This window comes from Zhihengliuella alba (assembly GCF_039538765.1).
In the GTDB taxonomy this organism is placed as follows: Bacteria; Actinomycetota; Actinomycetes; order Actinomycetales; family Micrococcaceae; genus Zhihengliuella; species Zhihengliuella alba.
On sequence record NZ_BAABCJ010000006.1, the window covers coordinates 77,678 to 97,389 of the forward strand.

19 protein-coding genes are annotated in these 19,712 nt (G+C 69.6%); 6 read left to right on the forward strand and 13 right to left on the reverse strand.

The features are described from left to right. The first annotated feature begins 14 nt into the window (after positions 1-14). From sfnG to ABD784_RS11910, 3 genes are read left to right on the forward strand one after another with little or no spacing between them, the layout of a single operon-like run. Positions 15-1,202: a dimethylsulfone monooxygenase SfnG gene (sfnG, locus tag ABD784_RS11900; RefSeq protein ID WP_344884879.1), complete on the forward strand. Its 1,188-nt coding sequence runs from the start codon at positions 15-17 to the stop codon at positions 1,200-1,202. Next, a complete protein-coding gene (locus ABD784_RS11905) occupies positions 1,203-2,669 on the forward strand; it encodes an O-acetylhomoserine aminocarboxypropyltransferase/cysteine synthase family protein (RefSeq protein ID WP_344884882.1) in 1,467 nt (488 codons plus the stop codon). Then, positions 2,666-3,181, forward strand: coding sequence for a CoA-binding protein (locus tag ABD784_RS11910; RefSeq protein WP_344884885.1), 516 nt, complete (start codon positions 2,666-2,668; stop codon positions 3,179-3,181). Before ABD784_RS11905 ends, ABD784_RS11910 begins: the two co-directional genes overlap by 4 nt. A 136-nt stretch (positions 3,182-3,317) precedes the next feature. Here the strand turns inward: ABD784_RS11910 and ABD784_RS11915 are convergent, their stop codons facing one another. From ABD784_RS11915 to ABD784_RS11930, 4 genes are all read right to left on the reverse strand, one after another. Beyond that, positions 3,318-4,145 carry a hypothetical protein gene (locus ABD784_RS11915; RefSeq protein ID WP_344884888.1) on the reverse strand — a complete coding sequence of 276 codons (828 nt, stop codon included), beginning with the start codon at positions 4,143-4,145 and terminating at the stop codon, positions 3,318-3,320. Then, on the reverse strand, positions 4,138-4,689 hold the full coding sequence (locus tag ABD784_RS11920; protein WP_344884891.1) for an RNA polymerase sigma factor: 552 nt from the start codon (positions 4,687-4,689) through the stop codon (positions 4,138-4,140). Before ABD784_RS11920 ends, ABD784_RS11915 begins: the two co-directional genes overlap by 8 nt. Positions 4,690-4,970: 281 nt before the next feature. Continuing rightward, a complete protein-coding gene (locus ABD784_RS11925; RefSeq protein WP_344884895.1) occupies positions 4,971-5,750 on the reverse strand; it encodes a carbon-nitrogen hydrolase family protein in 780 nt (259 codons plus the stop codon). A gap of 120 nt (positions 5,751-5,870) precedes the next feature. After that, positions 5,871-7,160 carry an adenylosuccinate synthase gene (locus ABD784_RS11930; protein WP_344884898.1) on the reverse strand — a complete coding sequence of 430 codons (1,290 nt, stop codon included), beginning with the start codon at positions 7,158-7,160 and terminating at the stop codon, positions 5,871-5,873. Positions 7,161-7,470: 310 nt separating this feature from the next. On the opposite strand from ABD784_RS11930, the gene ABD784_RS11935 reads away from it, so the two are divergent. Then, positions 7,471-8,223, forward strand: a complete 753-nt coding sequence (locus ABD784_RS11935) for an SDR family NAD(P)-dependent oxidoreductase (RefSeq protein WP_344884901.1) — start codon at positions 7,471-7,473, stop codon at positions 8,221-8,223. 9 nt (positions 8,224-8,232) lie between these two features. Here ABD784_RS11935 and bioB read toward each other — a convergent pair whose 3' ends face one another. The 3 genes from bioB to kynU form a co-directional block, all read right to left on the reverse strand. Continuing rightward, positions 8,233-9,318 carry a biotin synthase BioB gene (gene bioB, locus ABD784_RS11940; RefSeq protein ID WP_344884904.1) on the reverse strand — a complete coding sequence of 362 codons (1,086 nt, stop codon included), beginning with the start codon at positions 9,316-9,318 and terminating at the stop codon, positions 8,233-8,235. A 138-nt stretch (positions 9,319-9,456) separates the two neighbouring features. Continuing rightward, complete coding sequence (locus tag ABD784_RS11945; protein WP_344884907.1) at positions 9,457-10,956, reverse strand: amino acid permease; 1,500 nt, start codon at positions 10,954-10,956, stop codon at positions 9,457-9,459. Between the two features lie 47 nt (positions 10,957-11,003). Further along, positions 11,004-12,281: a kynureninase gene (kynU, locus tag ABD784_RS11950; protein WP_344884910.1), complete on the reverse strand. Its 1,278-nt coding sequence runs from the start codon at positions 12,279-12,281 to the stop codon at positions 11,004-11,006. A 119-nt stretch (positions 12,282-12,400) separates the two neighbouring features. Here kynU and ABD784_RS11955 point away from each other — a divergent pair, with 119 nt between their 5' ends. Both ABD784_RS11955 and ABD784_RS11960 read left to right on the forward strand, forming a co-directional pair. Then, complete coding sequence (locus ABD784_RS11955) at positions 12,401-12,898, forward strand: Lrp/AsnC family transcriptional regulator (protein WP_344884913.1); 498 nt, start codon at positions 12,401-12,403, stop codon at positions 12,896-12,898. A 16-nt stretch (positions 12,899-12,914) separates the two neighbouring features. Continuing rightward, a complete protein-coding gene (locus tag ABD784_RS11960) occupies positions 12,915-13,460 on the forward strand; it encodes a TetR family transcriptional regulator (RefSeq protein WP_344884916.1) in 546 nt (181 codons plus the stop codon). A 141-nt stretch (positions 13,461-13,601) separates the two neighbouring features. Here ABD784_RS11960 and fdhA read toward each other — a convergent pair whose 3' ends face one another. From fdhA to ABD784_RS11990, 6 genes are all read right to left on the reverse strand, one after another. After that, positions 13,602-14,819, reverse strand: a complete 1,218-nt coding sequence (gene fdhA / locus ABD784_RS11965) for a formaldehyde dehydrogenase, glutathione-independent (protein ID WP_344884918.1) — start codon at positions 14,817-14,819, stop codon at positions 13,602-13,604. A gap of 110 nt (positions 14,820-14,929) precedes the next feature. After that, entirely contained in the window at positions 14,930-15,553 is a 624-nt protein-coding gene (locus tag ABD784_RS11970; RefSeq protein ID WP_344884921.1) for a thymidine kinase, read from the reverse strand. Between the two features lie 86 nt (positions 15,554-15,639). Then, positions 15,640-16,683, reverse strand: coding sequence for a hypothetical protein (locus tag ABD784_RS11975; protein ID WP_344884924.1), 1,044 nt, complete (start codon positions 16,681-16,683; stop codon positions 15,640-15,642). A gap of 11 nt (positions 16,684-16,694) precedes the next feature. Next, entirely contained in the window at positions 16,695-18,026 is a 1,332-nt protein-coding gene (locus ABD784_RS11980; protein WP_344884926.1) for a hypothetical protein, read from the reverse strand. 10 nt (positions 18,027-18,036) lie between these two features. Next, positions 18,037-19,302: a WXG100 family type VII secretion target gene (locus ABD784_RS11985; protein WP_344884929.1), complete on the reverse strand. Its 1,266-nt coding sequence runs from the start codon at positions 19,300-19,302 to the stop codon at positions 18,037-18,039. An 8-nt stretch (positions 19,303-19,310) separates the two neighbouring features. Further along, the gene (locus tag ABD784_RS11990) at positions 19,311-19,643 is read right to left on the reverse strand and encodes a DUF6507 family protein (protein ID WP_344884932.1); all 333 of its coding nucleotides are present in this window, start codon (positions 19,641-19,643) and stop codon (positions 19,311-19,313) included. Between the last annotated feature and the right edge of the window lie 69 nt (positions 19,644-19,712).

Here is a 19,712-nt window from a genome sequence, read left to right on the forward strand (position 1 = left end):
CGTCAGGAGCCTCGATGACCACCACCGTCAGTCCGATCGCCGACCTCGAAGCGCCGCTGAAGTTCGCGTACTGGGTGCCCAACGTCTCCGGCGGGCTGGTGGTCTCCACCATCGAGCAGCGCACCAGCTGGGACTTCGACTACAACAAGAAGCTCGCGCGCATCGCCGAGCGCTCCGGCTTCGAGTACGCCCTGACGCAGACCCGCTACGCCGCGAGCTACGGGGCGGACAAGCAGCACGAGGCCACGAGCTTCTCCCTGGCGCTCCTCGGCGCCACCGAGCGACTCAAGGTCATCTCCGCCGTCCACCCGGGCATGTGGCACCCCGGCGTGCTCGCGAAGTTCATCATCACGGCGGACCACATCTCCGGTGGGCGCTCCGCCGTCAACATCGTCTCCGGCTGGCTGAAGGACGAGTTCACCAAGTTCGGGCTCCCGTGGCTGGAGCACGATGCCCGGTACGACCGCACGCAGGAGTTCATCGACATCCTCCGCGGCCTCTGGACGGAGACCGGCTTCTCCTACAGCGGCGACTACTACGACATCGACGAGTTCACGCTCAACCCGCCGCCCCTCGACATCCCCGGGCGCGCGCACCCGGAGGTCTTCTTCGGCGGCAACTCGACGGCGGCGCAGTTCGCCGCCGGCAAGACCGCGGACTGGTACTTCTCCAACGGCCGCTCCCTCGAGGGCTTCCAGGAGAACATCGCCGGGGTCGTGAAGTCGGCCGCGGCCGGCCGCCGCGCCCCGAACCCGCCGAAGTTCGGCCTCAACGGCTTCGTCATCGCCCGCGACACGGAGGCCGAGGCCACCGAGACGCTCCGTGAGATCATCGCCAAGGCGCACCGTCCGGCCGTCGAGGGCTTCGCCGAGGCCGTCAAGGAGGCCGGCCAGTCCACCCGGGACGGCAAGGGCATGTGGGAGGACTCGACGTTCGAGGACATGGTCCAGTACAACGACGGCTTCCGCTCCAAGCTGATCGGCACCCCGGAGCAGATCGCGGAGCGGATCATCGAGTTCAAGAAGATCGGCGTGAACCTCATGCTGACCTGCTACCTGCACTTCCAGGAGGAGGTCGAGGCATTCGGCCGCGACGTCCTCCCGATCGTGCGCGAGCTCGAGGCCGACCTGGCCCGCCGGAACGGCACCGAACTGAACACCGACCTCCTGCCCAGCACCGACCTCGAAGGGGCCCTCGCCTAGATGACAGACCACCAGTTCGGCTTCCGGACCCGCGCTCTCCACGCCGGCGGCACCCCCGACGCCGAGCACGGCGCCCGGGCCGTGCCGATCTACCAGTCCACGAGCTTCGTGTTCAAGGACACGGACGACGCCGCCAATCTGTTCGCGCTGCAGAAGTACGGCAACATCTACTCCCGCATCGGCAACCCCACGGTCGCTGCGTTCGAGGAGCGGATGGCCTCGCTCGAGGGCGGCATCGGGGCGGTCGCCACGGCGTCGGGCATGTCCGCCGAATTCGTCACCTTCGCCGCGCTCGCCCAGGCGGGCGACCACATCGTGGCGTCGTCGAAGCTCTACGGCGGCACCATCACGCAACTGGACGTGAGCCTGCGCCGCTTCGGCATCGACACCACGTTCGTGGACTCCACCGAGGCCGCCGACTTCGAGGCCGCGATCCAGGAGAACACCAAGGCGCTCTACACCGAGGTCGTGGCGAACCCCTCCGGAGACGTCGTCGACCTGGACGGACTCGCCGCAGTGGCCCGCCGGCACGGCATTCCACTGGTCGTCGACTCGACGCTGACGCCGCCGTACCTGCTGCGCCCGATCGAGCACGGCGCGGACATCGTCATCCACTCGGCCACCAAGTTCATCGGCGGGCACGGCACCACGCTCGGCGGCGTGGTGATCGAGGCCGGCACGTTCGACTGGGGCAACGGCAAGTTCCCCACGATGACGGCCCCGGTCCCGAGCTACGGCAACGTCTCCTGGTGGGGAAACTTCGGCGAGTACGGCTTCCTGACCAAGCTGCGGTCGGAGCAGCTGCGCGACTTCGGGCCGGCCCTGTCGGCCCAGTCCGCGTTCCAGCTGCTGCAGGGCGTGGAGACCCTGGCCCAGCGGGTGGAGAACCACGTGGCGAACGCCCAGCGGGTGGCCGCCTGGCTGGAGGCGGATCCCCGAGTCACCTACGTGAACTACGCGGGGCTGGAGTCCCACCCGCAGCACGATCGGGCACGGGAGCTGTTCCCGCGCGGCGTCGGCTCGGTCTTCAGCTTCGGCGTCGAGGGCGGCCGGGAGGCGGGCGAGCGCTTCATCGAGACGCTGCAGCTCGCATCCCACCTGGCGAACATCGGCGACGCGCGCACCCTGGTGCTGCACCCGGCGTCGACCACGCACCAGCAGCTGACCCCGGCGCAGCTCCTGGCCGGGGGCGTGCCGGAGGACCTCGTCCGACTCTCCGTGGGCATCGAGGACGTCGAGGACATCCTGTGGGATCTGGACCAGGCGCTGGAGGCCTCGCAGCGGCGAGCCCCGGCGAAGTCGGGATCCGCCACGGCGTATGCCGAGCCCACCTACGACGGCGCCGCGTGCGCCCTCCCGGCCACCGGGACCGCACCCAGCACCGAGTCGTCCAGCAGCGAGGCGTCCAACACCGAGTCATCCAACACCGAGTCATCCAGCACCGCGCAGATCGGAGCCGCCCAGTGACCGCCGAAACCACCGCAGCGGCCGCGCCGGCCCGTTCATGGCGGGGTCCGAGCGCGGCCGAGCGCCTGCGGATCCTCGGGGAGACGACGTCGATCGCGATCGTGGGCGCGTCCAACAAGCCCTCGCGCGCCAGCTACTTCGTGGCGACCTACCTCCTGTCCTCCACGCGGTACCGGGTGTACTTCGTGAACCCGGTGGTGGACGAGATCCTGGGCCAGCCCGTCTACAAGTCCCTGGCTGATCTGCCGGAGTCCCCGGACCTGGTGGAGGTCTTCCGCAAGCACGACGACCTGCCGGGCGTCCTGGAGGAGGCGAAGGCCGCGGGCGCGAAGACCCTGTGGCTGCAGCTCGGCTCGTGGCATGAGGACGTCGCCCGCGACGCCGAGGCGGCCGGGATGAACGTGGTGATGGACCGCTGCGTGAAGATCGAGCACGCCCGCTTCCACGGTGGGCTACACCTGGCCGGGTTCGACACCGGCGTGATCAGCTCCAAGCGCCAGCTCCTCGCCTGACCGGACGGATCCCGACCGGACGGATGGGGTCCGCCGTCGACGACGGCGGGCCCAGCCGTTCCGTCACGGCCGGAGCGTCAGCGAGGCCGCCGCGGCCTGCTCCTCCCGGGGCGGTCGCCGTGACCGGGTGGCGAGGCTACTTCCCGTCCTTCTTCGGCGTGCCCTTCCCGCCCTGGTCCGCAGCAGCGTCCTTGGCGGCCTTGCCATTGACGGCCGGCTCGCCCGAGCCCTGGTCCTTCGGCGCCTTCTGGGCGGCCTTCCCGGCCTGCCGCTCCGCAGCCTCGCGGGCCTTCCGGGCCTCCTGCGCTGCCTTGCGCTCGGCCCGCTCTCGCGCGCGCTCGGCCTGCTCGGCCTCCTGCGCAGCGTTCCGCTCGGCCCGCTCCGACCGGTCCGCCGAAGACTCCGAGGCGCTCGACGACTCTGAAGCGCTCGAGGCCGGGCCCGCCGTCGAGGGATCGCCGGGGACGCTCGACGGTGCCTCGGCCTCGTCCGTGCCGGTGGTCGTCGGCGCTGCCGAGGACTCGACGAGGGGGACGTCGAGCGGCGTGGGCTCCGCCTTCGGCGACACGTGGACCACCAGGCTGATCTCCGGCGGCTCGGGACGGTCCGAGTCGGCGGCGGCGGTCCCGGCGATCCCCGCTGCACCGAGCGCGACGATCGCGAAGCCCGCGGTGAAACCGCCACGACGACGACGGCGGCGGGACGCCGCCAGGTCAACCACGGGGGCCGGCGCCTGTGCTCCGGCGGAGCGCTGGATCTCGTCGAGGCCCACCTCGCCGGAGAGGAGGTCGGCCAGCGGGCCGGTGGGAGCCGGGGGCTCGACGCGTGCGGCCGCGGCGAGCTCGGCGATCTCCTCGCGCACTCCGGCGACGCTGAGGAGCTCCGCCTCGGTCAGGGCCTCGCGCAGGACCTCCTCGGCGCGCTGGTAGTCACCGGGTCCGGGCGTCGGTTTGGGCTCATGCATGCTCGCCGGCCTCCTCGAGGGACCTGCGCATCGCCAGCAACCCGCGCCGCTGGAGCTGCTTGACGGCTCCGGCCGTCTTGCCGAGGATCTCGGCGGTCTCGTCGACGCTCATTCCGGCGACCACGCGCAGGAGGATGCACTCGCGCTGCTCGGAGGCGATCGAGTCGAGGACGCCGCTGAGGTGGCTCGATTCCAGCTGGTCCAGCAGTGCGTCCTGGGGCGAGGGCTCCAGGCGGGGGTCCGCGCCGGCGTCGTACTCCACGACGTAGGGCGCGCGCGCCCGGGCGCGCGTGGCGTCGACCATCCGTGCGTGGGCGACGGAGAACGTGAATCGGCGCAGCCCATCGACTCCGCCGGTCACTTCGGCAAGACGGGAGAACACGGTTAGGAAGACCTCCTGCGCCGTGCCATCCGGATCCTCGACGCCTCTGGCGGTGAGATAGCCGGTGACCTGGCCTGCGAGTGACTGGTAGATGAGGGTGAGGGCTTCGGGCTCGCCGCGCCGAGCCTGCTCGAGCACGTCATGCGTCAGCGCTGCGGCCATCTCACCCCCCGATCAGTTTCGAGACTTCCGTGTCGAAACTATATCAGCGGGGAAGAAGAAGGAGCCGGACCGAAAATCGTTGGGGGGAAACTCTCGGCCCGGCTCCACAGACGTAATCGCGCGGCCCGGCCCGTAAGTTACGGTCACGGCCAACTTTTCTGAGAATTATCTGCGACTGCCCGGGATTCGCATGATTCCGGGGTTTTCGATTCGTCCGAGCTTGAGCCCGCCTTGAGACTGGTACGCCTAGAGACTCGGCCGCCGAGGACCGCCGCGTCCGGTCAGAGCCGACGATTGGCGAGGACGGGGAGGAACTCCCGGACCTCGTCGATCCGCCTGCGGGTCACGTCCACGGTGACGAGCCCCTCCGGCTCGTCGTCCAGATAGTCCACCGGGATGCCCAGGGGGTCCAGCACCGCCGAGTGGCCGACCGTGTTGGCGGAGCTGGTTCCGGCGGCCGCGATCCAGACGGTGTTCTCCACGGCGCGGGCCTTCAGCAGCGTCTCCCAGTGCTCGATCTTGTGGTCGCCCTTGAACCAGGCGGCTGCGACGAGCAGGAGGTCGGCCCCGTCGACGGCGAGACGGCGGGCCATCTCGGGGAAGCGGATGTCGTAGCAGGTCATGACGCCGACCTTGAGGCCGCCGAGCTCGAAGACCCCGATCCCGTCGGTGTCGCCGGCCATGATCCGGCTGGACTCCTGGTAGCTGAAGGCGTCGTACAGGTGGACCTTCCGGTACGTCCGCACGATTCGACCGGTCTCGTCCACCACCACGAGGGTGTTGTACGGGCGCTCCTCGCCGCTCGACTCGTAGCCGCCGGCGACGATCGCGATCGACTCATCGGCCGCGATGAAGCTCAGCTGCTGGACGAACGTGCTCCAGTCCCGATCGACGGCGGCGCGGAGGTCCCCCTCCACGTGGCGGACGGTGAACATCGTCTCCTCCGGCAGGAGGATCAGCTGGGCACCCTCCTGCCTGGCCTGTCGCGTCAGCCGGCGCACGGTCTGCAGGTTCTCCTGCAGGTCGCCGGACGGGTTGAGCTGACCGACACTGATTCTCATCGCTGCCTCCTGAGGGCGGGACCGGTCTGATGCGTCCACCCTACGCACCGGAGGGGGTTGGCGCACTGGATCCGAGGACGACGACGTAGGCGCCGTCGGCCGCGACCGTCCGTGCCCCGCTCAGCCCTCGATCAGGTCGTGGCGCACGATCGTCTGCTCGCGGTCCGGGCCCACGCCGATCGCCGAGATCCGCGTCCCGGACATCGCCTCGAGGGACAGCACGTAGTTGCGCGCATTCTCGGGGAGGTCGTCGAGCGTGCGGGCCCCGGTGATGTCCTCGGTCCAGCCGTCGAAGTACTCGAAGATGGGCTTGGCGTGGTGGAACTCGGTCTGCGTCATCGGCATCTCGTCGTGCCGGACGCCGTCGACGTCGTACGCCACGCAGACCGGGATCCGGTCGAGCCCGGTGAGCACGTCGAGCTTCGTCACGAAGTAGTCCGTGAAGCCGTTGACGCGCGAGGCATGGCGCGCCAGCACGGCGTCGTACCATCCGCAGCGGCGCGGCCGGCCGGTGTTCACGCCGAACTCCCCGCCGGTCCGCTGCAGGTACTCGCCCATGTCGTCGAAGAGCTCGGTGGGGAACGGGCCGGCGCCGACGCGGGTGGTGTAGGCCTTGATGATGCCCACGGACCGGTCGATCCGGGTGGGGCCGATGCCCGAGCCCACGGACGCGCCGCCCGCGGTGGGGTTGGAGCTGGTGACGAACGGGTAGGTGCCGTGGTCCACGTCCAGGAACGTCGCCTGGCCGCCCTCCATGAGGACCACCTTGCCCTCGTCCAGCGCGTTGTTCAGCTCCAGGGTCGCGTCGATCATCAAGGGGCGCAGGCGCTCGGCGAAGGAGAGGAAGTACTCGACGATCTCCTCGACCTCGACGCTGCGCCGGTTGTAGACCTTGAGCAGCAGCTCGTTCTTCTGCCGCAGCGAGCCCTCCACCTTCTGGCGGAGGATCGACTCGTCGAAGACGTCCTGCACGCGGATGCCGAGGCGGCCGATCTTGTCCATGTACGCGGGGCCGATGCCCCGGCCCGTGGTGCCGATGGCGCGCTTGCCGAGGAAGCGCTCCGTGACCTTGTCCATCGTCTGGTGGTACGGGGCCACCAGGTGGGCGTTGGCGGAGACGCGGAGCTTCGACGTGTCGGCGCCGCGGGCCTCGAGGCCGTCGATTTCCTCGAACAGGGCCTCGAGGTTCACCACGCAGCCGTTGCCGATGATCGGGACGGCGTTCGGCGAGAGGATGCCGGCGGGAAGGAGCTTGAGCTCGTACTTCTCGCCGCCGACGACGACGGTGTGGCCGGCGTTGTTGCCGCCGTTGGGCTTGACCACGTAGTCGACGCGGCCGCCGAGCAGGTCAGTCGCCTTGCCCTTGCCCTCGTCGCCCCACTGGGCCCCTACGATCACGATTGCTGGCATGGGATCCTCCCCCTTGCTTGGGTCAGCGTCCGGTCCTTGGCTGCGCCGACCGCCGGTGGGCGGGGCGGCGCGGAACCGGGTTCCGGTCTGGACCGGACACACGAAAGCCCCTGGTCTCCCACCGGCCATGGTCCTCGTCGAGATCCGCATCGGTTCAGCGATCCGGGCATGCCAGTTGTAAGAGTCAGGGGCTCTTACAACCTGAGTTTACCGTTCGGCGGTGCTTTCCGCGAGCTTCCGCTACCGGTACGTCCGTATACTTCGAGAAATTCCGCCGTTCCCCGACGGCCCTATCCATGAAGCGCGATCCATGAAGCGAGGGACTGTGCCCTACACACTCGTCACCGGCGGCGGCCGGGGCATCGGGGCGGCGGTCTGCCGCCGGCTCGCCCGGGACGGGCACGACGTCGCCCTCGGCTACGCGCACGACGGCGACGCGGCGGAGCGCGTGGCCGCCGACGTCCGAGCCCTCGGACGTGCCGCCGTCGTACTCCGCGCCGACGTGACGGACCCCGGCCAGGTGGAGCGGCTCTTCGCCGAGGCCGGCGCGGCAGGTCGCCTCACGGGCCTGGTCAACAACGCCGGCGCCGCGACCGCCGTCGGACCGCTGGCCGACCTCGACCCGGAGGCCATCCGGCGGGACCTCGAGGTCAACCTCTACGGCGCCGTCCTCTGCGCCCGAGCGGCCGTGCGGGCGTTCCTCGCCGACGAGGCGGCACCCGGCGAGCGCAGTGCGATCGTGAACATCTCTTCGGCCGCGGCGCAGCTGGGCGGCCCGGACACGTACGTCCACTACGCGGCGGCGAAGGCGGGCGTCGAGGCGCTCACGGTGGGGCTCGCCCGGGAGGTCGGCCCGCAGGGGATCCGGGTCAACGCGGTCTCGCCGGGGACGATCTGGACGGACTTCCACGCGGACCCCGGACGTCCGGCCCGCGTGGGTGCGGCAGTGCCGCTGGGCCGCGCCGGCGAACCGGACGAGATCGCCGGAGCGGTCTCCTGGATGCTCTCGGCCGATGCGTCCTACGCCAACGGCAGCGTCCTCAAGGTCGCCGGCGGACTGTAGCGGGGCGGATCAGGCGTTGGGCGCGGCCGCGGTTCCGGCGCCGCGGCGGCGCAGAGCCGGGGCGTCGACGCCTGCGGCACCGGGGGCCGACGGTGGAGCGGCGCGGCCGAGGACGGTGAAGCCCGCGTCGGCGATCATCTGGAGGTCCTGCTCCGCCGCCTGGCCCTCGCTGGTGAGGTAGTCCCCCAGGAAGAGGGAGTTCGCGACCTCGAGGGCGACCGGCTGCAGCGAGCGCAGGTGCATCTCGCGTCCGCCGGCGATGCGGACCTCGCGGTCCGGGCAGACCAGGCGGACCATCGCCAGGATCCGCAGGCACTTCAAGGGGGTCAGCTCCCACGTCCCCTCCAGCGGGGTGCCCTCGAAGGGCATGAGGAAGTTGACCGGGATGGAGTCTGCGTCCAGGTCGCGGAGGGCGAACGCCGCCTCGACGAGCTGCTCGTCGCTCTCGCCCAGGCCGACGATCAGTCCCGAGCACGGGGACATGCCGACGGCCTTGGAGGCCTCGACGGTCGCCACCCGGTCGGCGTAGGTGTGCGTGGTGCAGATGTCCTGGTACTTGGACTCGGCGGTGTTGAGATTGTGGTTGTAGGCGTCGGCGCCTGCGGCGGCCAGCTTGGCCGCGTGCCGTTCCTTGATGAGGCCGAGGCACGCGCAGACCTCCACGCCCGGGTTCTCGTCCTTCACCCGCACGATCATGTCCGTCACCCGGTTCACGTCCCGGTCCGTGGGACCGCGGCCGGACGCCACGAGGCAGACGCGCGAGGCCCCGCCCTGCACTCCCAGCCCAGCCTGCTCGGCGGCGTCCTCGGTGGAGAGCCACTTGTACTTGAGGATCTGCGCCTCGGACCCCAGCCGCTGGGAGCAGTAGGTGCAGTCCTCGGGACAGAGGCCGGACTTCAGGTTGACCAGGTAGTTCACCTTGACGGTGGCGCCGAAGCGCCTTCGGCGCAGGCGGCCCGCCTCCGCGACGAGCGCGAGCGTCCCCGCATCGGGCGTCGCGAGGACGGCGAGCGCCTCCTCCGCGGTCAACGCGTGACCGTCCGCGATCCGCTCCACGAGCTCGGCCACCCCCGCCGTCCAGACTTCTTGCCCCATCGCCGCACTCCTCGTCCGAAAAAGATTCTCTTGAACGGTGTTCAATTCGTGGGTTCACGGTACACCACGAGGGGGCCGGCGCAACGCGCCGACCCCCTCCTCCCGGCCGTGTGACGGCGGCCGGCGCCGTCGGCCATGTCAGCCGCCGCGGACCGACTCGGCCGAGACTCCCTCAGGTGCGGCGGTGGCTGCCGCTTCGGGCGAGGCACCTGCCGTGACGCCGGTCGCCGCACTGGGCACCGCACCCGACGCGACGACGTCGGGACCGCCCGCCGGACCGCCCGCCCCGCGGGACCGGCGGCGCATCACGAAGTACGCGACGACGACGAGCCCCGCGAACGGGACGCCGAAGATCAGCGTCATCCGGAACTCCTCGGTGAACAGTGTGGTGACGAGCAGCGCGAGCATGAGCAGCGCCCCGAGCAGCGACCCGGCGGGGTAGAACGGCAGGCGGTAGGCCAGGGCGGCGCCCGTGCGGCGGTGCTCGCGGCGGAAGAACAGGTGGGTGACGAAGATGATCATCCAAGTGCTCATGGCGCCGAACATGGACAGCGCCATCATGATCGTGAACCCCGTCTCCGGGTTGGCGGCGTAGACGATCGCCGCCACCGCCACGCCGGCGGCGGAGAGCAGGAGGGCGTTCACGGGCGCCCCGTTCCTGCGCAGCGCGCCGAAGACGCGGGGCGCGTGCCCTCCCCGGGAAAGCGAGAACATCATCCGCGTGGAGATGTAGAGCTGGGAGTTCATCGCGGACAGGGCCGCGACGATCAACACGAAGTTCAGCAGCGAGTCCGCGAACGGGAGGCCGGCCACCTGCATGACCGTGACGAACGGGCTGCCGCCGGCGAGCAGGGCGGAGACCGGTGCGATCGCCAGGATCAGGGCCAGGGTCGCGATGTAGAAGAGGAACAGCCGGACGATCGTGACCTTGAAAGCCTTCTTCACGGCGGTGCCGGGATCCTTCGCCTCACCCGCGGCGATCGCGATCATCTCGATGCTGAGGTAGGAGAAGATCGCCACGATCACGCCGAACCACACCCCGGTGAAACCGCCGGAGAAGAAGCCGCCCTCACTGGAGTAGTGATGGAAGCCGTAGGACTCGCTGCCGCCGAACACCAACGACGCGGCCACGACGATGAACGCCACGATCGCGAACACCTTGGTCGCCGAGAGCCAGTACTCGAGCGTGCCGAAGACCTTCACATTCATCATGTTCACGCCCAGCAGCAGAGCCGAGAAGGCCAGCACCCAGACGAGCGGCGGCACCGCCGGGAACCAGTGCTGCATGTACTCACCGACGGCCGTCACCTCCGTACCGACGGCGAGCACGATGCAGGACCAGTACAGGTACTTCACCATGAAACCGGCCAGCGGGCCGATGTAGTGCTCGGCGAACGCGCCGAAGGACCCTGTGGTGGAGTGGCTCGCGGTCATCTCGGCCAACGCCCCCATGACCAGCAGCGCGATGACGCCCCCGATTCCGTAGCTGACCAGGACGCTCGGACCCGCGAATCCAATCGCGAACTTGCTGCCGAGGAAGAGGCCGGTACCGATCGCCCCGCCCAGCGCGATCATGCTCAACTGGCGTCCGGTCAGCCCCCGGGAGAGGCCCTGCTCGCGTTCCGCGAGCAGTTCCATGCTTGTTCTCATCGTGACCTCGTTGTCGTGAGGCCGTGGTGGAGTGATCAGGTGACCGCGTTGCGCCGCCGGTGCTCGGGCGCGTCCCAGGCGCGGGTGTCGAGGATGTCGCGCAGATGCTCGACGGCGTCCCACACGTCCGCGTAGGACGTGTACAACGAGGTGAAGCCGAAGCGCATGGCCCCCGGCTCCCGGTAGTCGCCGATGACGCCCCGGCCGATCAGCGCGCTGACGATCGCGTAAGCATCCGGGTGCGCGACGCTCACGTGGCTGCCGCGCTCGGCGTGCGCCCGGGGCGTGATGACCTCCAGTCCATGGCCGGCGCAGCGCTCCTCGAGCAGCTGCATGAAGAGGTCCGTCAGCGCGAGCGACTTGGTCCGCAGCACCGCCGGGTCGGCTTCGAGCGAGAGGTCCAGGCCGCATTCGAGCGTCGCCAGCGAGATGACCGGCTGGGTCCCGCACAGGAACCGCCCGGCACCGTCGTCCGGCTCGTAGCCGTCGGCCATGGCGAACGGCCGGGCGTGGGACCACCAGCCGGACAGCGGCTGCCAGAAGCGGTTCTGGTGGCGCCGGTTCACCCAGATGAAGGCGGGCGAGCCGGGGCCGCCGTTGAGGTACTTGTAGGTGCAGCCGACGGCGTAGTCGGCGTCCGCCGCGTTCAACGCCACCGGCACTGCCCCCGCCGCGTGGGCGAGGTCCCAGATCGCCAGGGCGCCGGCGTCGTGGATCTGCGCCGTCACGGACGCCATGTCCCACATGGCCCCCGTGCGGTAGTTGACATGGGAGAGGGACACGACGGCGACGTCGTCGTCCAGCGCCTCGGCGAGACTCAGGTCCTCGTCGATGAGACGGACCTCGTAGCCGCCGCCGACCGAGTTGAGCAGATCGGCCAGCCCCTCCGCGATGTAGATGTCGGTGGGGAAGTTGTCCCGCTCGGTGACGATCACGCGGCGCCCGGGCGCATCCTGCTGCTGGATCCGCACGGCGGAGGCGAGCGCCTTGAAGAGATTGAGGGTGGTGGTGTCGGTGACGACGCACTCGCCGTCTGCACCGCCGACGAGCCGGGCGAGCTTGTCGCCGAGCCGACGCGGCAGGTCGAACCACCCCGCGGTGTTCCACGACCGGATGAGGCCCTGGGCCCACTCCTGCTCGACGACCTCGGCGGCGCGAGCGGCGGCACCGCGCGGGCTCGGCCCGAGGGAGTTGCCGTCCAGGTAGACCAGGCCGTCCGGCAGGACGAAGCGGGACCGGAATCCGGCGAGCGGGTCGGCGGCGTCGCGCTCGACGCAGCCCTGGCGGTCGTGGGTCGCGGTCTGCTGGACCATGGGGCACCTTTCGGGGACGGACGGTGGAGCCGGGCGCTCCCAGCCTGAGTCAGCGTAGAATCTGGGGCACGTCGGGGCCAGCCCTGCCGAATATCTGCCAAGAGGAGCGACGATCCGCCGTGCTGAGTTCACGAACCGTCGACAACTACCAGTCCGGGCGAAATCCCGTTCGACTGGACGAGACCGACCTGGTCATCCTGCGCGAGCTCGCCCGCGACGCGCGCCTGGCCAACAATGTCCTGGCCGCACGGGCCGGGGTAGCGCCCTCGACCTGTCTCGGCCGGGTCCGGGCGCTGAGGGAGGCCGGCGTCATCCGCGGGTACCACGCCGACATCGATCCGCAGGCGCTGGGCCTGCAGATCCGCGCGATCATCGCGGTGGTCCTGCGGCCGGAGATGCGCGACCGCATGCTCGCGGCGGCCCGGCAGCTCCGTCGGCGCCCCGAGGTCACGGACGTCTTCGTCCTGGCCGGGACGGTGGACCTCCACGTGCACGTCCTCTGCCCCACGGTGGAGGCACTGCGCGACTTCACGGCCGCCCAGCTGGGGGCGAACCCGGCGTTCGCGTCAACGCAGACGTCGCTGGTCTTCGAGCAGATCCGCGACGACGACGATTGATCCCTAGACTGAGCGTATGGCGCTGACGCAGGAGACCGTGGTGGAGACGGCCGTCGGGCTGCTGCGCCGGTTCGGACTGGGAGACTTGTCGATGCGTCGGCTCGCGCGGGAGTTGGATGTCCAGGTCGGAGCCCTCTACTGGCATGTGAAGAACAAGCAGGAGCTGCTGGTGGAGGTCGCGGCTGCCGTGCTCGCCGCCCCCGCGCTGACGGCCCCCTCCGAACCGACGGGCGACGGCGTCGACGCCCGCGGGCGGATCCTGCACCTCGCCTCGACCCTGCACCAGACCCTGCTGCCCGTGCCGGACAGCTCCGAGGTCGTGAATGTGGCGCGCGTGCTCGCCCCGGGCCGGCTCGAGGCCCTGACACGGTTGACCGAGTTGCTCGCCGCCGCGGGGCTGGACCGTTCCGACGCCGGCAGCGCCCAGGCCCTGATCGTCAACCACGTGCTGGGCTCGGTGGCGGCGGCGCAGAACCGCGCCGACTTCGACGTGCCCGGCAGCGAGGCACCCGATTTCCGGTGGGCGCTCGAGCGCGCTCTGGACGGCCTGCTGCGCGGCTGATGCTCGGCTCCACGGCGCCCCGTGGGGGATTCCCGGTTGCAGGGGAGTCCACCCGACGGGGCCCGGGACGACGCAGGCCGGCCGGACCATCGCGGTCCGACCGGCCTGCCTCGCTGGCCCCCGCCGAGGGCCGCCGCGACGCTAGTTGCGTGTGATCATGCCGTGCGGGTCCAGGACGAACTTCTGTGCGGCGCCCTCGTCGAACGCGGCGTAGCCCTTGGGCGCCTCGTCGAGCGAGATGGGCGTGGCCTTCACGTTCGCGGCGATGCTCACCTTGTCGGAGAGGATCGCCTGCATGAGGCCGCGGTGGTACTTCATCACGGGGCACTGGCCCGTGACGAAGGTGTGGGACTTCGCGAAACCGAGGCCGAAGCGCATCGAGAGGGAGCCGACCTTGGCGGCTTCGTCGGTAGCGCCCGGGTCGCCGGTGACGTAGAGACCCGGGATGCCGAGGCTGCCGCCGGCGCGGGTGATCTCCATGAGCGAGTTCAGCACCGTGGCGGGCTGCTCCTTGCCGGCGTCGTGCCCGTGGCCGCGGGCCTCGAAGCCGACGGCGTCGATGCCGCAGTCGACCTCGGGGGTGCCGAGGATCTGGGCGATCTGCTCGCCCGGGTCGCCGAGCGAGACGTCCACGGTCTCGCAGCCGAAGCTGCGGGCCTGGGCGAGACGGTCCGCATTGAGGTCGCCCACGATCACGGTCGCCGCGCCCAGCAGGTGAGCGGAGGTGGCGGCGGCGAGCCCGACCGGGCCGGCGCCCGCGACGTACACCGTCGAGCCGACCGTCACGCCGGCGCCGACGGCGCCGTGGAAGCCGGTGGGGAAGATGTCGGAGAGCATCGTCAGGTCCAGGATCTTCTCCAGGGCCTGATCGCGGTCCGGGAACTTCAGCAGGTTCCAGTCGGCGTACGGCACCAGCACGTACTCGGCCTGCCCGCCGACCCAGCCGCCCATGTCCACGTAGCCGTAGGCCGACCCGGGACGGTCCGGGTTCACATTCAGGCAGATGCCCGTCTGCCGCTCCTTGCAGTTCCGGCAGCGGCCGCAGGAGATGTTGAAGGGGACGGAGACGACGTCGCCGACCTTGATGAACTCCACGTCCCGGCCGACCTCGACGACCTCGCCGGTGATCTCGTGGCCGAGCACGAGGCCCTCTGGGGCCGTGGTGCGGCCGCGCACCATGTGCTGGTCCGAGCCGCAGATGTTGGTGGCGATCGTCTTGAGGATGACGCCGTGGTGGACCTTCCGGCCGACGTTGGCCGGGTTGACCCCGGGGCCGTCCTTGAGTTCGAACTCGGGGTAGGGAGTGTCGATGACCTCGACCTTGCCGGGTCCTGCGTAGCTGACTGCCTTGTTACTCATCTTCGAGCCGCCCATCTCTGAAATATCAGTCGCCTATTAGTTTGGCTTCAGCCAGTCTGCTGACCCGGCGCGGCGCCTGTCAATGGTTTCGGGCGAACTCGCTCCAGTCGTCAGCCCAACCGGCCGCCGGACGCCTCCAGATAGCAGGTCGCACACAGCGACTCGTACTGGACGTCCTCGCCGTCGATGGCGACCTGGTCGCCGTCGAACACGTACTCCGAGCCGACGCGGCGCGTGTTGAAGACGGCCTTGCGCCCGCAGCTGCAGATGGTCTTCAACTCCTCGAGGCTGTGCGCGAGCTCCATCAGGCGGGCCGAGCCGGCGAACGCCTCGGTCCGGAAGTCCGTGCGGATCCCGTAGGCCAGGACGGGCACGCCGTCGAGCACGGCGATGCGCAGCAGGTCGTCGACCTGCTGACGGGACAGGAACTGGGCCTCGTCGATCAGCAGGCAGGCGACGGGCTCGACGTCGACGTGCTCGAGGAGCGCGTCGGGGTCGTCGCCGGCGGCCTGGCGGCGGAACACGGCGCGGACGTCGTCGTCCGGTGCAATGGTGAAGTCGACCGCCCGGGCGACCCCGAGCCGGGACACGATGGTCGAGTCGCCCTTGGTGTCGATGGCCGGCTTGGCCAGCAGGACCCGCTGTCCGCGTTCCTCGTAGTTGAAGGCCGCCTGCAGCAGACCCGTGGACTTTCCGGAGTTCATGGCTCCGTAGCGGAAGTACAGCTTGGCCACTGGGCGGAGTTCCTTTCGAGAGGCGCGACGGCGGATCGGCGGCGGGATCCGCCGCCCCATCCTATGCGCGCGGGACCGCCTCCGGCTCAGCTCGACCGACGGACCGCACCGGGCTCCAAGGCCTCCAACCACGAGCGCTCCAGCGCGGCAACCTCTACCGTGCGTCCGTCCACGGTGAAGGAGCCGTCCGGCTGACGCTCGATCGTCCCCCACAGCTCGCCGTCGACGAAGGCACGCCAGACCGCCCCGGGAGCCTCGGTGTCCCGGAGGAAGTCACCCGCCCAGCGGCCGGTCGATGCCGGATCGATGAAGTCCAGCCGGTAGGGCGTGTTCACTTTCCTGCGGGTTCCGTGCGTGGCCATCAGGCGCAGCCGCTGCTGGACGGAGCGCTCGTCCGTCAGCGCGCGTTGATCTCCCGGCCACCAGTCCTCCTGCCAGAGGACGACGCCGTTGGTCTCGTCAGCGCGCAGGATGAAGTCGCGGTGCTCGTCGGCGGGGCCGCTGCCGATCGGACGGGAGACGGCGACGTACAGGTTCGCTGCGGCACGGCGCAGCGGCATCGCCGCGCCGTGCACCTCGGGCACCGCCCGACCGTCTCCGTCGAGCATGCCCCGGTCCCGGAGGGCCTCCGACTCGGCGGACTGCGCGAAGCGCTTCCAGCCGTGCCCCATCCAGTTCCGATACAACCAGTCGACGGCAGCCGGCCCGAGGATGGGGCCCCGACTGCCGGCGAGGGCCGTTCCTGCGCGTGCGGCCGACCACTCCGGAAGTGGCACCGACGTCCCGTCAGCGGTGGTCACGTCCGCGATGCCCTCACCCTCACGGACCCAGCGCGGTCTCAGCGCTCGCGGCAGATGGCCGTAGCCGAACCAGACTCCTGCCGCGAAGAGGAGTAGAGCCACGAACCCCAGGCCGCTGAGAGTCCATTGCAGTGCCGATGCCATCGAATCGCGACCCTCGTGACTGACGGCCCCGGTGACGAGGGAGACGCACCCCCACAGGAGCACCGCGGCACCCGTGAACAGCATCCCCGAACCGAAGTAGGGGAAGACGACGTTCCAGGGACGCCAGACGCCGCGGTAGTTCAGGTAGCCGAGACCGGCGAACGCCGCGCCCAGGACCAGCATCACTGCACCGAAGACTACGATGGTGCTCCCTCCTCGGATGGGTGACGATCAACCGCCGCATCGAAGAGCCGACGGAGCTCCTGCCAAACGCTGAACGATGGAGCCGGTGTGAGCCGGACCCGAGAGTAGTCGTCGATGTCCTCGATGGCGAAGTGGCCCGCTTCTCCCGCGTTGATGAATCGGAGGCCGCGCTCGAGTTCGGGGATGCCGACGGTCCACTCGACCCACGGCCGCCCCCAGAAGCGTTCAAACCCGCGGGGGCACGGCATGCCATCGGTCCCGGCCGGGCCGCCCGAGCGAAGCGTGCCGTAGAGAGGTTCCGCGTCCACGACGACGGGCGCGCCCAGCGTCCAGGCCGGCGCAAGCCCGACCCATTGAGCGACTGCCCCGATGCACGTGGAGAGACCCATGAGCTCGTGCGGTCTGGTCTCGGGGTCGGGCACCGCACCCTCGAGGAGGTCGTGGTACGACGGACCGGTCAGCGCAGTCGCCATGTTCTGGCCGGCGAAAAGGTCGAACTGGCTCAGCCGCTCACCGAAACGCAGCGTCGTCTGGGCATAGAACCTCCGGTTCCTGAAGCCGTCGGCCACCCGATGGCCCAGCGGGGTCCACTGTGCCCGGCCGTCCATGAGGCCGAGGCCGGCGAGCTGCTCGATCTCTCGACCGAACGCGCCAGCCTCCAATCGCCCCAGCGGCCCCTCACGGGTGGCGGTGGTGGCCAGGAAGTCAAAGCTCGCCCTCGGCAGTACCGGCCCCTGAAAAGGCCACCTGTTGGCCCACTGGAGCTTGCGCAGGCGTTCAAGCGGCTGTCCCCATGCCTCCATCGCGTCGTCGTCCACCTTTGGCTCCCTGCCCGGGAGTCCGGCGGCCGCCCCGGCGGAGGGCTGATGTTCGTCGACCCGCATCTCGGACACCATCGATCGCATGAGCGACTCCATGCGATCGGAATCGGCGACCGCATAGGTTGCCGTGGCCTCCACTGCGCTGGCCCCAGCGGGGACGAGCCAGCGCTGGGAGGCGATCTGCTCCAGACCGCTGCGGTAGAGGACCAGGTGCATGCGGCCCAGACCGGTCGCGGTCTCCCAGACATCGTCAGAGATGAAGCGCGGTTCATGGAGCAGTTCGCGGTCGGCCGCCAACGCCACAGTGGAGAGCCACGCCATGCTCGTTTCCTCCGACCGCGGGATGACCTTCAGCACGAGGCTCGGCCGGAAAGTGACCGCCTCCTCGGGGTGGACGAAGACGGCGCCGAGACCCGTCAGCGCCGACTCCCAAGCATCGGGGACGGGAAGCCGTGCGGGCCCGACCTCGTGCCAGGTGCAGGCCTGAGTCTGCTGTGTCGACATGATGTTCACCTTAGTCCCACAAGGAATTCCAGCCGTCGGAGATCGCTCCCCCGACATCGGAGACGACTTCCCCGACTTCGCCGACGACCTCCTTGACCGGTTCCGGCGTGATCGTCTCGTAGACGTCCTCCACGACGTCAGCGGCGGCATCGGCCAGTCCGAGCGCTTCGGCCCCGTAGGCCAGCACGCCTCCGACCGCCAATCCGATCACGCCTCCGGCCAGAGTGCCGACACCCGGAATGGGAATGGCCGTGCCGATGGCCATTCCCATCATGCCGGCGCCGGCGATGACAGCGACCTTGGTGCCTCCACGCACCAGACCGGCCTGTCCCGCCTCGTTCTCGAGCTCGTCCTCCGACAGGTCGGGGCGCGTGCGCAGAAGCTCGTTGTAGCGCTCCTCGTACTCGCTGTTGATCGTGATGACCCCGCCGGCCACATTGACGATCCAGCCACCGGCGCGCATCGCCGTCGGCATCTTCAGGTTCTGCCGCTGGGCCTCGGCCGGGTCCACGACGCTCCATGGATTCTGGTGCCGCACCACGTAGCGCTCGGGCGCCGGCAGTGTCACGCCCGGCTTCATGTAGGCGGCGTACTTGACCTGACCGTTGGCGGTCACGATCTTCTTGGTCGTGTAGTAGTCGCGTGGATCGTAAGCCGGCGTCCTGTAGCCGTAGACCGGCACCTTTCGACTCGGGTCGATCCGGACGAACCCCGTGGAGTTCCCCGCGACCGTCAGAGCAGCCGTGCCCCAGGGGCCGGCGATTCCACCGCCCTGGTCGAGAACCTTGTCGTAGATGCCGTTGAGCGTGTTGGCGCACGCCTTCTCGGCATTCTCGTAATTGGTCTGAGTGCCGTCCACGAGTCCCTGCAGCCAGCGCTGAGTTCCTTCGGCCTCCGCCACGGCTGTCGCGTCCGTCTCGTCGAGGTTCGCGACCTCGCCCCGGAAGTAGGCGATCTGTCCCAGGATGTTCTCCACGATCCCGAGTTCCGCGTCGACGGTGTCGGCGAAAGCCTTCAGCGCCGCCTCCGCCTTTTCGCCTCCGTCCGCGACGAATCCCCCATGTCGTTTGATCTCGACGAATGATTCCTTGAACTGAGTGGAGGACGAATAGTCGTCGATCTCGATGAAGGACTGCAGCGATCCCCAGGTGGTGCTGCACGTGTCGACGTCCGTCTCGACGTTTCCGGCCTTCTTGCCCAGGTCGCTGGCAGCCGTTCGGATCGTCTCGGGGTCAGCCCAGCCCTCATAGCAGCTGGTATCAACTTCATAGGCCATCGTCGTCGCTACCGCTCGTGGAAATCGGGGGTCTTCTGGATCGTGCTGTACGCGTCATCGGCCATCTGCTGGTCCGACTGGATAATGGCGCGGCGGATCTGTGCCGCGCCGTCCCGGGCGTTCGTCCCACGCTGCCAGGCCGCTTCGCTGTTGGCCCCGACGACCTCGTCGTGGAGGCTGGTGAGAGCCTCGGAGATCTTCGAACTCTTGACGGCCGTCTTGGCGTCTTCGACCGAAGTCTTGAGTTCGGTCTTGGAGGTCTCGACGTCTCCGAGGTTCTCGCCCAGCGTATTCAGGACACCAAGGTAGCCGGACCTCAGCGTGTATCCCTCCAGCGCCACCGCTCACTCCTCCTGCAGGAACCGACCACTTCTGCGTCGAGTATTGCGCATCGGGGTCCGCCGTGCGAT